Below are 15,485 nucleotides of genomic sequence, written 5' to 3' on the forward strand. Positions count from 1 at the left end.
CTTGCGCCGTGCTATTCGCTGGCCTTGGCCTACAATGCGGCCACTCAATCGGAGAGCTGCACCCATGGCTGTCAGCCTGCTTACCGCCCTCATCGCACTCGGTCTGGTGCATGTGATGCCACAGCTGGCGCATTGGCGCGGCGATGGCGGCTTCCGCCGCTGGGTGGCGCAGCTGGGGGACACCGGTGGACCGGCGCGTGTCGCGGTGACTCTGGGTGTACCTGTGGCGCTTTGCTCGCTGGCGATCTGGCTGATCAGCCTGGTTCCGGGCGCCGATCTGCTGCGCCTGATCTTTTCGCTGGTGGTGCTGCTGTACTGCTTTGGCCCGCACGCGTTCGAGGCTGACCTGGAAGCCATCCTCAAGGCGCCCGACCAACCCTCGCGGGAGGCTGCCGCACAGGCGCTGTCGGACGATGGTGAACCCGTAGCGTGGCACGCCGTTGCCCTGGGCGAGGCGACGGCTTATGCGGCGCTGCGCCGTCGCTTCGGCGTCTTGCTGTGGTTTTTCCTGTTGGGCCCTGCGGGTGCGCTGCTCTATCGCCTGGCGCAGACCTTGGGCCGCGACCAAACCCTGCGTGTGGATCCACAGGCACGCGCCTCTGCACACGCCTTCGCCAACATGGCCGACTGGCTGCCCGCGCAGCTGATGGTGTTCACGCTGGCGCTGGTCGGGCATTGGGATGCGGTGATTGGTGCGTGGAAACGTTGGCACCAGCAACAGCCGCCGCGTAGCTGGTACGTGGAAGGCCCGGGCTTTCTGGGCGCCGCGGCGCGGGCGGATGTGCAGGTTGATATCGAGGCGGGTGATGGGTATGCCGAGGAACGCTTCGATCCGATCGCCGAGCTGATTCGGTTGCGTGGTGCGTTGCTGCGTGCGTTGCTGGCGTGGCTTAGCGTGGTGGCGGTGATTGTGTTGGCTGGGTGGATGAGTTGAGTGTTTCGGCGCGTTGATTCGCGCACAGGGTGCGCTCCTACAACGGCGTCGCTACTGTCGAGACCCGATGCGAGCTCAGGCGAAGTCTCCGCGTAGTTCGCGCACGCGCGCTTCCAGTGCCTCCGTGCGCGCCTCGGCCGGCGCCATCGGTGCGCCTGCCACCAGCTCCACTCGTGCGCGAAAGCGGCGCGGCAAGCGTGCGCGATGCAGCATCGAATCGCGGCGGCTCCACACACTGCCCCATAGGCCACGTAGCGCCAGCGGCACTACCGGTACGGGGCGACGTTCGAGGATGCGTGAGACGCCTTGTCGGAAAGGTGCGATGTCGCCGTCAAGGGTCAGGCCACCTTCCGGAAAGATGCACACCAACTCGCCGTCCGCGAGCGCCGCATCCACCTCGTCATAAGCCCGCTGCAAGACTTCGGGATCTTCCCTGTGCCCTGCGATGGGAATCGCCTTGGCGGTGTGGAACACGAACTTCAGTACCGGGATGTTGAAGATCTTGTAGTACATGACGAAGCGCGCGGGGCGGCGCAGGTTGGCCATCAGCAGCAGCGGGTCCATGAAGCTGACGTGGTTGCACACCAGCAGTGCCGGGCCTTCTTCCGGAATCTGGTCCAGGCCATCCACGCGCACGCGATACAAGATGTTCACCAGCACCCAGGTGATGAAGCGCATCAGGAATTCGGGCACGAGGGTGAAGATGTAGGCGGCCACGACCACATTGAGCACGGCGGCGGCGAGGAAGATCTGCACTGCCGTGAAACCCATGGCCCCCATAGCCAAGCCGAAGCCCGCGGCCAGGCAGATCAGCAAGGCGTTGAGAATATTGTTGCCCGCGATCACGCGCGACAAGCGATCACGCGGCGTGCGCGCCTGCACGAAGGCAAACAACGGCACCACGTAGAAGCCGGCGAAGACGCCGATCATGGTGAGGTCGAAGGCGATGCGCCAACTGCCTGCGCTGCGCAGGAAAGCCCACCAGTCCAGTCCATGCGTGACAGCGACCCCGGGATGGGCGAAATAGAGATCGATACCGAAGGCGGTCAGGCCGAAGGCGCCCAGTGGCACCAGGCCCACTTCCACCCGCCGTCCCGACATGCGCTCGCATAACAGCGCGCCGACGCCCGTGCCGATGGAAAACAAGGTCAGCACGAGGGTGTTTACCGAGCCGTCGCCACCCAGGTTCACGCGCGTGTAGCCGGGCAACTGCGCCACCAGCACGGTGCCGAAGAACCAGAACCACGAAATGCCGAGCACCGCATTGAATACCCTGCGGTCCTCACGCGTGATGCCGAGCACGCGCGAGGTTTCGGTGAACGGATTCCAGTTGAACACCAATCCGGGCGCCGTCGCCGGCGCGGCCGGAATGCGCCGGCTGGCGAGATAGCCGAGCACGGCGATCAGGATCGTCGCGGTCGAAGCGAGGATCGGCCCATAGCCGGCAATCAACATGAGCGAGTTGCCGACGATCATGCCGATCAGCATGGCCATCTGCGTACCCATCTCCACCAGGCCGTTGCCACCGACCAGTTCCTCGGGCTTCAGCGCCTGCGGCAGGATGGCGTACTTGATCGGCCCAAACGTGGTGGAGTGCAGTCCCATCAGGAACAGCACGATCAACAACAACGTGGTGTGATGCGTGTAGAAGCCGATCGCCGCCAGCAGCATCGCGCCGATCTCGAACAGCTTCACAATACGGATGATGCGCGTCTTCTCGTATTTCTCCGCCAGCTGTCCTGCGGTGGCGGAGAACAGGAAGAACGGGATAATGAACAACGCGGGCGCGAGGTTCGTATACAGCGACACCGTCTTGTCATCCAAGCCCATCTGGAACGCCACCAGCATGATCAAGGCGTTGCGGAAGGCGTTGTCATTGAAGGCACCCAGCGCCTGCGTCCAGAAGAAGGGAGCGAAGCGGCGACTTCCAAGCAGGTTGAACTGGCTCATGCGAGGCCTTGGCGTTGAATCGCCGTCAAGCCTATCTCGAAATCTGCCAGGTCACATGCCTAGCTCTACTGTCGCGCTGCCCGCCGCGGGCAGGCGGCCCCAGGGCATGGCATGACGAACCGTCGTAGAGTGACTGCTGACGCAGCCCGCGTGCTGCCACACCCGGGGCAATCGCCATGGCTGACACCCTTCGATCCACACGCGAAGTCATTCTGCGCACGGAGGCCTGGGACCAGGCGGCGAGCTTCTACGGCTCCGTCCTTGGCTTGCCGGTGAGTTACCGGAGCGACCATATGATCGGATTCGAAACGGGTTCGTTTTGCCTGTATGTCGAACGTGGCGAACCCCATCCGCCGGTCTTTGAGTTTCTCGTCGATGACCTGGCCGCGATGCGAGAACGGCTAGTCGCAGCGGGTTGCACGGTGGCGGAAGAGGATGCGTCCTTGCCGCGTTGCTATATCCGCGACCCTTACGGTTTCGTCTTCAACCTACACATTCGTTGACGCGTGCTTCTAACCCCGACACAGGGAACGTTTGCCATGTGGACTCATGAAGAAAGTATCGAAACCCGCGCCACGCCGGCGCGGGTCTGGCAGCTGTTTTCGGACGTGCCGGGATGGAAGGCATGGAACGCGGGCATCGAGCATATCGAGCTGCATGGTCCGTTTGCCGCAGGGACGACGTTCACCATGCAGCCGCCGGGCACCGACGCCTTCGTCAGCACACTGACTGCCGTGGCGGAGAACCAGGGCTTCACGGATGAGACGGTCATCGATGACACCCGGGTGATCGTGGCGCACTTGATCGAACCGCTGGCCACGGGCCTTACGCGGATCACCTACAGCACCCGTATCACGGGACCGCTGGCAGCCGAGATCGGGCCGATGGTCACCGGCGATTTTGCTGAAGTGTTGCAGTCGCTCAGGGCGATCGCTGAAAGCACATGACTGGCGGTCGATGCGGTTGACGCCATGCCGGTGCTGGCGCCGAAGCGCCAGCAGCTAAGCGCGACTCAGCCGCGACGAAGCGCGCGGTAGGCGATATCGCGGCGGCAGAACGCGCCTTCGTAATGAAGCTTGCCGACCGCGGCATAGGCGTGTTCGCGCGCGGCGGCGATGTCCTTGCCCAGGGCGCAGACGGTCAGCACGCGACCACCCGCGGTGATGACGTGACCCTGTGCATCGAGCTGGGTGCCGGCGTGGAATACCTTCACGTCCGCGCCGAAGTCGGTTTCGAGACCCGTGATGACATCGCCCTGGCGGACCTTGCCGGGGTAGCCACCGGCTGCCATCACCACACCGATGGAAGGGCGGGCATCCCATTGCACGTGGGTGTGATGTAGCTCGCCGTCCAGCGCTGCCTCGATCAGGTCGACCAGGTCGGACTTCAGGCGCAGCATGATCGGCTGCGTTTCCGGGTCACCAAAGCGCACGTTGAATTCGATGACCTTGGGCGCGCCGCTCTTGTCGATCATCAGACCGGCATAGAGGAAACCCATGAAAGGTGCGCCTTCCATCGCCATGCCGTGCAAGGTCGGCTCGATGACTTCCTTGAGGATGCGACGCTCGACCTCGGGTGTCACCACCGGCGCGGGCGAATACGCGCCCATGCCACCGGTGTTCGGGCCCATGTCGCCTTCGTCGCGGCGTTTGTGGTCCTGGCTGCTGGCCATGGGCAGCGCATGCTGGCCATCGCTCATCACGATATAGCTGGCTTCCTCGCCGTCGAGGAATTCCTCGATCACCACGCGGGCGGAGGCATCGCCAAACGCGTGCGCACCGAGCATGTCATGCAGCGCCTGCTCCGCATCGGCTAGCGTGAGTGCGACTACCACGCCCTTGCCGGCGGCCAGACCATCGGCCTTGATGACGATCGGCGCACCGTGCTGGCGCACATAGGCCAAGGCCGGCTGGAGCTCGGTAAACACCGCGTAGTGGGCGGTGGGGATGTTATGGCGGTGCAGGAAGTCCTTGGCAAACGCCTTGGAACCCTCCAGCTGCGCGGCAATCGCGCGCGGGCCGAAGCAACGCAGTCCGGCCGCGCGGAACTTGTCGACCACACCGGCGACCAGCGGCACTTCGGGGCCGACCACGGTGAGGGCGATCTTTTCAGCCTTGGCCAGCTTGAGCAGCCCTTCCAGATCGGTGACGGCGATGTCCGCATTGCGCACGCCTTTTTCACGGGCCGTGCCGGCATTGCCCGGAGCGACAATCACCTCGCTGACGCGAGCCGACTGCTTGAGCTTCCACGCCAGCGCGTGTTCGCGCCCGCCGCTGCCGATGACCAGGACTTTCATGCTTGCTCCGCTACCGAAAGAAGCGCCGGGGGGCGGCGCAGCGCGCCATTGTAAAGGCTGAGGGGCGGTTTTCGGCGCGCAGCACGGGTGGGGGGTTCAGAATGGCTCAGGCATCCAGGGCCCCCTGTAGGAGCGCACACGGTATGGGCCTACAGAGGTGGGCGCGGTCGCAAGACCGCGCCCCAAGTCATTCGCGGCCTTCCAGCAAAGCCTGCAGTGCGGCGCGGGGCAGCTTGCCGGTTTCGTTGCGGGGCAGGGCCGCGACCAAAGTCAGGCGACGCGGCAGGAAGACCGGATCGACCGCCCGACGCAAGGCCTCGACGATGGTTTGTTCGTCCAGATCCGGCGCCACAGCCAGGGCCGCGATGCGCTGCACACCCATCGCGTCGTTGCCGTCCAGCTGGAAGACGACGCCGTCCGTCACACCGGGGATTGCCAGCAGGCGATGGGTGAGGTCGCCCAGCGACGCGCGCTTGCCGGCGATCTCCAAAAGATCGGCATGGCGACCGCATAGCCGGAAGCGACGGCCACCGTCGTGCAAAGTCACCAGGTCGGCCAGCGTGATCGGTTGCTCCAACTGCGGCGCACGCACCTGAGTACCATCGGGCTGCGGGTGCAGCTGGACCTCGTCATAGAGGGTCCAAAGTTCATCGCCCGCCGCACGGCGACTGGCGATCACGCAGGTTTCGGTGGAGCCAAACACTTCCAGCAAGGGACCGCCGAAGCGCGCCTCGGCCGCCTGGGCCAACTCGAGCGGCATCGGCGCGGTGGCGGACACCATGGCGGCGATGGGCGGCAGCGACACGCCCGATTCGATCAGCGCGCGCAAATGCACCGGCGTGATCACCAGCACGCGTGGCGCAGGTATGTCGGCCAGCGCGGCGGCCACGTCGGCCGGAAAGAAGGGGCGGCCGGCATGCACGCTCACTTCGCCCAGCAAGGGCAGCAGCACCGTCATCTCCATGCCGTACATGTGTTGGGGCGGCACCGTGGCGACCACGTGGTAGCCGACGCCCACCGCGGCTTGCAGCATGCGCTGGTTGCCGCCGTTGCTGGCGTGGAAGCTAGCCCAGGTCTTGGCGTTGCCCTTGGGCACGCCGGTGGAACCGGAGGTATAGCCAATGGCGACTACCTGGTCGGCGGGAATCGACGGCACCTCAAAGTGATCGCCAGCCGTCGGCGCTGCGGACAGCGCCGGAAGTTGCCGGTAATGCGGCGGCGCCTCATCGAGCGCCAGCTCGCCCACGGCATAGCAGCCCGGATGGGCGGCCATCACTTCGCTCACCGCCTGGTGCGCGCGCGAAGGGGGCAGCAGGTTGGCCTGGCCACGCAGGGCAATGGCGCAGAAGGCGACCAGGAAGGCGTAGCGGTCCTCGCACAGATTCACTGCGGTAGCGGCCGGCGGCAGCTGCTCGGCGACTTCGTGCACGTGCGCCAGAAACGCTTGCGCGCTGACTGCCTTGCCGTGCCGCCACGCTACCGTGCGCTCTGGATGCCCAGCCGCCAGCAGGGGCAGTCCAAGCGCCGCCTGTTCCTGCCGACTGAATTCGTAAACGATGGCCAAGTCTTACTCCACAACGGCAATCTGCCCGACGACGAACCGGTGGGCGCCGGTCCGAGCTGAGGGCGGTGAAAAACGGAGCCCACGAGGTTCCCCATCCTCAGGGCGGCCACTGAATCTGCCCCTACCGGCGCTTCGTGGCATGCAGAAACCGTTCATCCATCCAGCGCCATACCCGGCGGACTCGGTCAGGTGCGGATGATAGCGCCGGTGAGTGCGTCGCGGATCACGGTGGGGCGCTCCTGGCCGCCTAGCGGGGCCTCGAGCACCCCATCCAGCGCCTCGCCAAAGTAGTCCTCGACCATGGCCGATGAACGCGCCGCCGGCTCGCCGTGCGGATTGGCGCTGGTCGACACCAGGGCCGCGCCGAACGCGCGGCACAAAGCCGCTGCGGGTGCGTGGGCGGTCACGCGCAAGGCAATCCCGGCATGCGCACCAGCGACCCAGTCCGGCACGGCTGGCGAGCGCGGGAAGATCCACGTATGCGGCCCCGGCCAGCTTTCCCGCACCTGGGCGAGCACCGCGGCCGGCACCGCGGCGAAATCGATATACCGCTCGACCTGGGCGAAGTCCGCGGCGATCAGCAGCACACCCTGGGTCGGCGGACGCTGCTTGAGCGCGAACAGGCGCTCGAAGGCCGCCTGGTCATGCGGATCGCAACCGAGGCCATAAACCGCCTCGGTGGGGTAGGCCAAGACGCCGCCACGACGCAAGAGCGCGCCGGCGGCGTCGACCTCAGCCAGGGTAAACCGAGCCGGCACTCAGGCGCTGGCCTTGCTGCCCGCTGTCTTCTTGCTGGCAGCCTTCTTGGTTGCGGCCTTCTTGGTTGCCGTCTTTTTGGCAGCCGTTTTCTTGGTCGCGGCTTTCTTGGTGGCGGTCTTGGTGGCGACCTTCTTGGTGGCGACCTTCTTCTCGGCCGGGGCCTTCTTGGCGGCAGCCTTCTTGGCCGTCTTCTTGAATGCCCCGCGCCCCTTCTTGACCGGCGCCGCCGCGAGCAGCTCCAGGCATTGCGCCTCGGTCAGCTCCTTGGGCTCCTGGTCCTTGGGAATACGCGCGTTCTTTTCGCCATCGGTGATGTATGGGCCGTAGCGACCATTGAGCACCTGCACGCCGTTGCCGAAGTCCGTGATGATGCGATTGGCCAGCATCTCGACCTTCTCCTGCACGATCTGCAGGGCACGCGGCAGCTCGATCGTGTACGGATCATCCTCGGGCTTCAACGAGGCATACGTGCTGCCCTGCTTGACGAAGGGGCCGAAGCGACCGACACCTACGCTCACCTCGTCGCCGTTCTCGGCCTGGCCCAGGTTGCGTGGCAGCTTGAACAGCTCCAGCGCATCCGCCAGGACGATGGTGTGCATGCTCTGGCCAGGACGCAGCGAAGCGAACTGCAGCTTCTCGTCCGTGTCCTTGTCGCCGATCTGCGCATACGCGCCATAGCGACCCAGGCGCACCGACACCGGCTTGCCGGTCTTCGGATCGGTGCCCAGCTCGCGCGCGCCGGTGGCTTCGCTGCGATCGACCGACTCGGTCTTCTCGTCCACCTGTTGCTTGAACGGCTGCCAGAAGCGCTCCATCAGGGGCACCCAGGCTTCTTCGCCACGGCTGACCGCGTCGAGCTCGTCTTCGAGCTTGGCGGTGAAGTCGTAGTCGACATAGCGGGCGAAGTGCGCGGTGAGGAACTTGCTCACCGCACGACCCACGTCGGTCGGCTTGAAGCGCCGGCTGTCGAGCAGCACGTATTCGCGGTTGAGCAGCACCTGGATGATGCTGGCATAGGTCGACGGACGGCCGATGCCGTGCTCTTCCAGCGTCTTCACCAGGCTCGCTTCGGAATAGCGCGGCGGCGGCTCGGTGAAATGCTGGTCGGCCTGGATATCGTGGAGCGCAATCTGCTCGCCTACTGCCAGCTTCGGCAGGCGACGGCCTTCGTCCTCATCGTCCGCGCCCTTCTGGTCGCGGCCTTCCTCGTACACCGCCAGGAAGCCCGGATCGACCACCGTGGTACCGGTGGAGCGGAACGAGGCGTCGCCCCCGGCCACATGCGGCAGGGCGAACTCCACCGACACCGTGTTGAGGGTGGCGTGGATCATCTGGCAGGCGATGGTGCGCTTCCAGATCAGTTCGTACAGCTTGCGCTGTTCTTCGTTGAGGAAGGCCGACACCTCGCGCGGCGTCTGCATGGCCGAGGTCGGGCGGATCGCCTCATGCGCTTCCTGGGCATTCTTGGACTTGGATTTGTAGACCTGCGGGTGATCCGGCAGCGCCTTGGTGCCGAAGTCGCGCGCGATCAGCTGGCGCATCTCGGTCACGGCATCTTCGGAAAGAGCCACCGAGTCGGTACGCATATAGGTGATCAGGCCGACATTGCCCTCGCTACCCAGCGCGACGCCTTCGTACAAACCTTGTGCGATCTTCATGGTGCGGCTGGTAGAGAAACCCAGCTTGCGTGCCGCTTCCTGCTGCAAGGTAGAGGTCGTGAACGGCGGCGCCGGGCGACGCTTGCGCTCCTTGCTGCCGACGTCGCTGACGGTGAGGCGACCGTGGGCGGCCTCCTTCAGCGCTGCACGCGCGGCCATCGCGTCGTGTTCGTTGGTGAGGTCGAACTGCTCGAACTTCTTGCCGTTCAACTTGGTGAGGCGAGCAGTGAAATCGCCCTCGGGGTGGCGCAGGGCAGCCTCGACGCTCCAGTACTCGCGGGCGACGAAGGCTTCGATCTCCAGCTCGCGCTCCGCGATCATGCGCAAGGCCGGACTCTGCACGCGGCCAGCCGAAAGGCCACGCTGCACCTTGCGCCAGAGCACCGGCGAGAGGTTGAAGCCGACGAGATAATCCAGCGCGCGGCGCGCCTGCTGGGCGTCGACCATGTCATGCGAGAGCTGACGCGGGTTGGCCACGGCGGCCTTGATCGCCTTGGGCGTGATCTCGGAGAACACCACCCGGTGCAGGTGCTTGCCTTCGGTCAGGCCTCGCTCCTTCAGGATCTCGCTGATATGCCAGGAGATCGCCTCACCTTCGCGATCCAAGTCGGTCGCCAGATAGATGTCGTCGGCTTGCTTGGCGGCCTTGGCGATGGCATCGACATGTTTCTCGTTGCGCTCGATCACCTCATAGGCCATGGCAAAGCCATTTTCAGGATCGACCGCGCCTTCCTTCGGCTTGAGGTCACGCACGTGACCGTAGGAGGCCAGGACGTGGAAGTCCTTGCCAAGGTATTTGTTGATCGTCTTGGCCTTGGCCGGCGACTCGACGATAAGCAGGTTTTTTGCCATGTAACTCGGTATCCGCCATCAATGGCCAGGCCCATCAGGGCTGGTCTCTCTATCTAGTTAAAGGCATGGCGGCTCGACGACGTCAAGCTGGACCATGTGAAAACACGGTGTAGAGCGCCTTTGCTCAGTCCGGCAACCGCTGGAAACGATTGCCGGGCAGGGCTTCGATCCGACCGTCGAGCTCCAGCATCAGCAGCGTCGACGACAACGAAGCGACAACCTGACCGGTGGATGTGATCAGTTCATCCAGCGCTATCGGCCCATGACCGAGGGCATTTAGCACCAGCTCGCTGGCTGGATCCGTTGCCGAAGCCGAACGACCCGTCTCAACCGGCTCAAGATCGAGCCGGCTGGCCAGTTCGCGACCCAGCGCGACGGCTGCAGGCGCAAGCGCCTCCACGATCTCAGCAGCGCCTTCGACCAGCCGCGCACCATCGCGGATGAGCCGATGGCACCCTCGGGCGAGCGGATTATGGACGGAACCGGGCAAGGCGAACACCTCGCGTCCCTGTTCGGCCGCCAGCCGCGCGGTAATCAGGGAGCCGGATCGCAGCCCGGCCTCCACCACCAGGGTGCCCAAGGACAGTCCACAAAGCAGGCGATTGCGGCGGGGAAAGTGGTCGCTGCGGGCCGGCGTCCCCGGTGGAAACTCGCTGACCAGGGCGCCCTGCTGGGAGATCCGCCGAGCCAGACCCTGGTGTATGGGCGGATAGACCCGATCCGGCCCGGTGCCTATCACCGCCACCGTGGGCAATCCGGCGTCCAGGGCGCCCAGATGCGCCGCCCCATCGATGCCCTCGGCCATGCCGCTGGTAATGGCGAAACCGGCCAGGCCCAGTTCACGAGCAAACGTACGGGCCTGTTTCCGGCCACTCAGGGTGGCGTTGCGCGAGCCGACGATGGCTACCTGTGGATGCAACAAAAGGCTGGCATCACCGGCCACGAACAAGGCCACAGGCGGCTGGGGAATGGTTTCCAGCAGTGGCGGAAAGTCCTCGTCGAGGCAGCACAGCAGGCGGTGGCCGGGTTCGGCCAGCCAGGCCAGGTCGGCGGCCAGGCGCACTTGGTCCGGACGCATCAGCCAGGCGCGGGCCTCACCGGCGAGGCTGGCGGCCTGCCGACGCAGCGCATCCAGCACCGCCGTGATGCTGCCGTCGTGCTCGGCCAGGCGCGCGCGCAGACCACCGGGGCCCAAGCCAGGCGTACGCAGCAGGATCAGCCAGGGGAGCCACGCGTCGTGATCTTGGGTTTCGTCCATGGACGGACTTTAGGTGGCGGCTCCAACAGAAACGGCGCGGTGATGACCGCGCCGTCCTGTCGTCCACTGCCGTCGCTGCTTACGCAGCGGCAGGTTTTATTCCGGTAGTTCGAGCTTGTCGTGCCTATGCACCGGGCGCAGGCCATCCATGACCAGGCCGTAGCTGACGCGGTCAAACGTGCGGAACACCATCACGTGGCCCACGAACTCCTGCGGCAAGTCCACGCTGTGGCCGACTCCGCGATTCCAGCTGTTGCTGGCGACGTCGTCGGGAATGGTCTCGCCCGGCTGGTAGATCGAATAGGTCTGGCCGTTGTCCACGCCGTCCTTCGCACCGATGTTCAGTGCCACCACCTGGTGCGGACCGACCGCGTCGAAGGCATCGGCAAACGCGATGACACGCGCATTGCCCGGCAGCGACTTCGGTGCATGCGGGTAGAAGTAAGGGTCGTAGGGCTTGTCATCCACCGGCAGGATGCGATCACCCTTGCGGATTTCCATGGTGGAATCGAGCAAGAGCATGGTCGACGGATCGCCGGTGCGCAGCACCTCGGCGGTACCGATCACGCTGACCTCGGTGCCGATTTCCTTGCCGCGGCCGTAATGACCGTCATTGCGGAAATCTTCCTTCCACGGCGTCCGCACCAGCGATACGTTGCTGTCGAGCTCATGGGCCACCAGGTCGGCGCCGTTATCACGCCCCGCGTCGCCGTTGAAGTTACGGAAGACATTGGTCGGGCGCACGATCACAAAGCGCTGGCCCGGCTCGGCATGCAGGTCGCGTACATAGACATTGCGTCCGACCGTGCCACGCAGATCCGCCTCCTCGAAGCCCACGACGTAGGGCAACGCGGATACTTCGTTGGAATCAAGCACGCGCATTTCCTTGAGGAAGGTGCGCAGCTCGGACAACGGAATGGCCGGAACGGCATCGCCTTCAGGATGGATGCGAGGCTGCAAGCCCAGGCGCGGACCATTAATGAAGGACAGGTTGAGCACATCGCCCGGATATATCAGATGCGGGTTCTGTACTTGCGGATTGGCTTGCCAGATTTCCGGCCACAGCCACGGCTTGGATAAGAAACGCGCGGAGATCGCCCAGAGCGTGTCGCCCTTTCGTACCGTATAGGTATCTGGATGATCGGCACGCAATTGCGCGCCAGCAGCGTAAACAGCCACAGTGACCAGCATGCCGGCCAGCAGCCCAATGGACTTTCTGATCATAAACGGGATTCCCCATCCCCCGATGCTCGGGCGAGTGTAACCGAACAGTTCAACCACGCAACTGGCGCCAGTTCGCAAAATGGCATGCCAGACACGAGGTTGGCGACGTACAATAATGCCCATTCTAGATCGCGCCCGGGCTTGGCTTTTACCAATTCGCCCGCAATTTGCGCGCTGAGGTAAATGCCATGTCCGTCTTGTCCATTCTCGAATTCCCCGATCCCCGCCTGCGCACGAAGGCCGAACCCGTGCGGGTGTTCGACGCCGAACTCAAGCAGTTCGTGGCCGACATGTTCGAAACCATGTACGCCGCCAATGGCGTGGGCCTTGCCGCCACCCAGGTCAACGTGCACCAGCGCGTGCTGGTCGCCGACATGAGCGACGAGCGTAACCTGCCCCTGGCCCTGATCAACGCCGAGATCATCGAGAAGGATGGCGCCCAGGTCTATCAGGAAGGCTGCCTGTCGTTCCCCGGCATCTATGCCGATGTGACCCGCGCCCTGAAGGTGAAGGTGAAGGCGCAGGACGTGGACGGCAACGAGATCGTGGTCGAGGCCGAAGGCCCGCTGGCGGTATGCATCCAGCATGAGATGGATCACCTCGCCGGCAAGGTCTTCGTCGACTACCTCTCGTCGCTGAAGCGTTCGCTCCTGCTCAAGCGCATGGACAAGCAGCGCAAGCAGGCGGCCAGCGCTTGAGCGAGCGCCCGTTCCGCATCGTCTTTGCGGGTACGCCCGATTTCTCCGTTCCCTGCTTTGAAGCCTGCCGCGCCAGCGGTGCCGAGGTGGTGGCGGTCTACACGCAACCGGATCGCCCGGCCGGCCGCGGCCGCAAGCTGACGCCCAGCCCGGTCAAGCAGGCGGCGCTGGCGGCCGACATTCCAGTGGAACAGCCGGAATCGCTGAAGTCTGTCGAGATCCAGGCCACGCTGTCCGCTTATAAAGCGGACCTTATGGTGGTGGTGGCCCACGGCCTGATCCTGCCGCGCAAGGTGCTGGCCCTGCCGCGCCTGGGTTGCTGGAACGTCCATGCCAGCCTGCTGCCCCGTTGGCGCGGTGCGGCGCCGATCCAGCGCGCGATCCTGGCCGGGGATGCCTATAGCGGTGTCGACCTGATGCAGATGGAGGCCGGTCTCGACACCGGCCCCGTGCTGTTGGGGCGGCGCACGCCGATCAGCCGCGAGGACACCGGCGGCACGCTGCATGACCGCCTGTCCGCATTGGGTGCCGAGGTGCTCGCCGAGGGGCTGGCCCAGGTCATGGCCGGCGCCACCCTGCTGCCGCACCCCCAGTCGGAAGAGGGTGTCACCTATGCACACAAGCTCGATAAGGCCGAGGCGCGGCTGGATTTCGCCCGACCTGCGATCGAGCTGGAGCGCCAGGTGCGCGCCTTCGATCCGTGGCCGGTCGCCGAAGGCGAACTGGCTGGTGAAACCCTGCGCATCTGGGCCGCACAGGCCAGCGAGCGCGAACACGGCGCCGTACCCGGCAGCCTATTGAGCGCGGGCCGCGACGGCATCGAGATCGCCTGCGGCCAGGGCGCCCTGCGCATCACGGCGCTGCAGCGCGCCGGCGGCAAGCGCATCAGCGCGGTCGACTACCTCAACGCACGACCCGAACTGCGGCGCGCCTAAGCATGAGCCAGGACACCCGCGCCCTCGCCGCCCAGGCCCTCGCCGAGATCGCGCTTCGTGGCGCCTCCCTGCGCGATGCCATGGAGCGCTACGCGCCGCGACTGGCCGACGCTCGCGATCGCGCCCTGCTGATGGCCCTGCTGAGCGATGGCGCACGCTGGTGGCTGCGTTTCGACGCGGCCATCGACCGCCTGCTCGAAAAACCGCTGCGCCAGAAGGAGCCGGCCATCCATGCGCTGCTGGTGCTCGGCCTGGTGCAGCTGGAAGTACTGCAACTGCCCGATTACGCCGCCGTGGCCGCCACCGTGCAGGCGACGCGCACCTTGCAGCGGCCACGCATGTCCGGCCTGGTGAACGCCGTACTGCGACGCTGGCAGCGCGAGCGGGTCGAACTGCTGGCGGCGCTCGACGCGAAACCGCAGACGCGCCATGCGCATCCCGCGTGGCTCGCCAAAGCCATCGCGCGCGACTGGCCGGAACAGGCCGACGCCATCATGGCAGCCGACAATCTCGAACCGTCGCTGATGCTGCGCGTGAATCGCCGGCGCGCGGCGCGCGACAGCGTCATCGAGCATCTTCGTTCAGGCGGCTATACGGCTGACGCGCATGACTGGCTGCCCGATGCCATCGTGCTGCCGCACAGCACCGACGTGACGCGCATGCCTGGTTTCGCCGCTGGCGAATTCGCCGTGCAGGACGGCGCGGCGCAGATTGCCGCCGATCTCGCCGACCTTCGTGACGGCCAGCGCGTGCTCGACGCCTGCGCCGCGCCGGGTGGCAAGGCGTGCCACTTGCTGGAGCGCGCGGACCTCGCGCTCACGGCGCTGGAGTTCGAACCGAAGCGCGTTGCGCGCATCCAGCAGAATCTCGACCGCCTTGGCCTGAAGGCCCATATTGTTACCGGCGACGCCGGGCAGCCAGCCGATTGGTGGGATGGCAAGCCGTTCGATCGCATCCTGATCGATGCGCCGTGCTCGGCCACCGGCGTATTGCGCCGTCGCCCGGATGTGCGATTGCATCGGCGTGAAAGCGATATCGCCCCCGTGGTGGCACAGCAGCGGCGCATTCTCACCGCGCTATGGCCGTTGCTCGCGCCGGGCGGACGCCTCGTCTATATCACCTGCTCGCTGCTACGCGCTGAAAACGAGGCCGTGGTCGGCGAGTGGCTGGAGACGCAGGCGGATGCCCAGGTGGTTGCCTTCAGCTTGCCGGTCGGACAGTCCGCTGGCGTGGGCTGGCAGGTGTTGGCGGGTGATGGCGACCTGGACGGTATGTTCTATGCCGTGCTCGAAAAGGCCTGACGCAAGATAATCACCCGCCCGTGCTCAAGCCGGCCAGTCGGCGCGGCCCCTGGCAT

The 15,485-nt window shown here is 65.4% G+C and carries 13 protein-coding genes; 6 read left to right on the forward strand and 7 right to left on the reverse strand.

From position 1 onward, the window contains the following. Positions 1–64: 64 nt before the first annotated feature. Complete coding sequence (locus ACT01B_RS21690) at positions 65–934, forward strand: beta-lactamase induction protein (protein WP_445145267.1); 870 nt, start codon at positions 65–67, stop codon at positions 932–934. Between the two features lie 75 nt (positions 935–1,009). On the opposite strand, the gene ACT01B_RS21695 is transcribed toward ACT01B_RS21690, so the two are convergent. Beyond that, complete coding sequence (locus ACT01B_RS21695) at positions 1,010–2,884, reverse strand: MFS transporter (protein ID WP_445145268.1); 1,875 nt, start codon at positions 2,882–2,884, stop codon at positions 1,010–1,012. A 176-nt stretch (positions 2,885–3,060) separates the two neighbouring features. Between ACT01B_RS21695 and ACT01B_RS21700 the strand changes: the two genes are divergently transcribed. Both ACT01B_RS21700 and ACT01B_RS21705 read left to right on the forward strand, forming a co-directional pair. After that, positions 3,061–3,387 carry a VOC family protein gene (locus ACT01B_RS21700; RefSeq protein WP_445145269.1) on the forward strand — a complete coding sequence of 109 codons (327 nt, stop codon included), beginning with the start codon at positions 3,061–3,063 and terminating at the stop codon, positions 3,385–3,387. Positions 3,388–3,423: 36 nt separating this feature from the next. Next, positions 3,424–3,831, forward strand: a complete 408-nt coding sequence (locus ACT01B_RS21705) for an SRPBCC family protein (protein ID WP_445145270.1) — start codon at positions 3,424–3,426, stop codon at positions 3,829–3,831. A 65-nt stretch (positions 3,832–3,896) separates the two neighbouring features. On the opposite strand, the gene purD is transcribed toward ACT01B_RS21705, so the two are convergent. From purD to ACT01B_RS21735, 6 genes are all read right to left on the reverse strand, one after another. Continuing rightward, a complete protein-coding gene (purD, locus tag ACT01B_RS21710; protein ID WP_445145271.1) occupies positions 3,897–5,180 on the reverse strand; it encodes a phosphoribosylamine--glycine ligase in 1,284 nt (427 codons plus the stop codon). A 187-nt stretch (positions 5,181–5,367) separates the two neighbouring features. Next, the gene (locus tag ACT01B_RS21715; RefSeq protein ID WP_445145272.1) at positions 5,368–6,744 is read right to left on the reverse strand and encodes an AMP-binding protein; all 1,377 of its coding nucleotides are present in this window, start codon (positions 6,742–6,744) and stop codon (positions 5,368–5,370) included. A gap of 185 nt (positions 6,745–6,929) precedes the next feature. Next, positions 6,930–7,502 carry an L-threonylcarbamoyladenylate synthase gene (locus tag ACT01B_RS21720; RefSeq protein WP_445145273.1) on the reverse strand — a complete coding sequence of 191 codons (573 nt, stop codon included), beginning with the start codon at positions 7,500–7,502 and terminating at the stop codon, positions 6,930–6,932. Further along, positions 7,503–10,013, reverse strand: a complete 2,511-nt coding sequence (locus ACT01B_RS21725; protein ID WP_445145274.1) for a DNA topoisomerase I — start codon at positions 10,011–10,013, stop codon at positions 7,503–7,505. Positions 10,014–10,137: 124 nt separating this feature from the next. Beyond that, a complete protein-coding gene (gene dprA / locus ACT01B_RS21730) occupies positions 10,138–11,271 on the reverse strand; it encodes a DNA-processing protein DprA (RefSeq protein ID WP_445145275.1) in 1,134 nt (377 codons plus the stop codon). 96 nt (positions 11,272–11,367) lie between these two features. Further along, the gene (locus ACT01B_RS21735) at positions 11,368–12,495 is read right to left on the reverse strand and encodes a LysM peptidoglycan-binding domain-containing protein (RefSeq protein ID WP_445145276.1); all 1,128 of its coding nucleotides are present in this window, start codon (positions 12,493–12,495) and stop codon (positions 11,368–11,370) included. Positions 12,496–12,683: 188 nt separating this feature from the next. On the opposite strand from ACT01B_RS21735, the gene def reads away from it, so the two are divergent. The 3 genes from def to rsmB are packed head-to-tail and all read left to right on the forward strand — an operon-like array spanning position 12,684 to position 15,429. Beyond that, entirely contained in the window at positions 12,684–13,193 is a 510-nt protein-coding gene (gene def / locus ACT01B_RS21740) for a peptide deformylase (RefSeq protein ID WP_445145277.1), read from the forward strand. After that, a complete protein-coding gene (gene fmt, locus ACT01B_RS21745; RefSeq protein ID WP_445145278.1) occupies positions 13,190–14,128 on the forward strand; it encodes a methionyl-tRNA formyltransferase in 939 nt (312 codons plus the stop codon). The genes def and fmt overlap by 4 nt, the downstream gene beginning before the upstream one ends. A gap of 2 nt (positions 14,129–14,130) precedes the next feature. Then, the gene (gene rsmB, locus ACT01B_RS21750) at positions 14,131–15,429 is read left to right on the forward strand and encodes a 16S rRNA (cytosine(967)-C(5))-methyltransferase RsmB (RefSeq protein ID WP_445145279.1); all 1,299 of its coding nucleotides are present in this window, start codon (positions 14,131–14,133) and stop codon (positions 15,427–15,429) included. The last annotated feature ends 56 nt before the right edge of the window (positions 15,430–15,485 follow it).

The sequence above is a fragment of the Dyella sp. Tek66A03 genome (assembly GCF_052567735.1).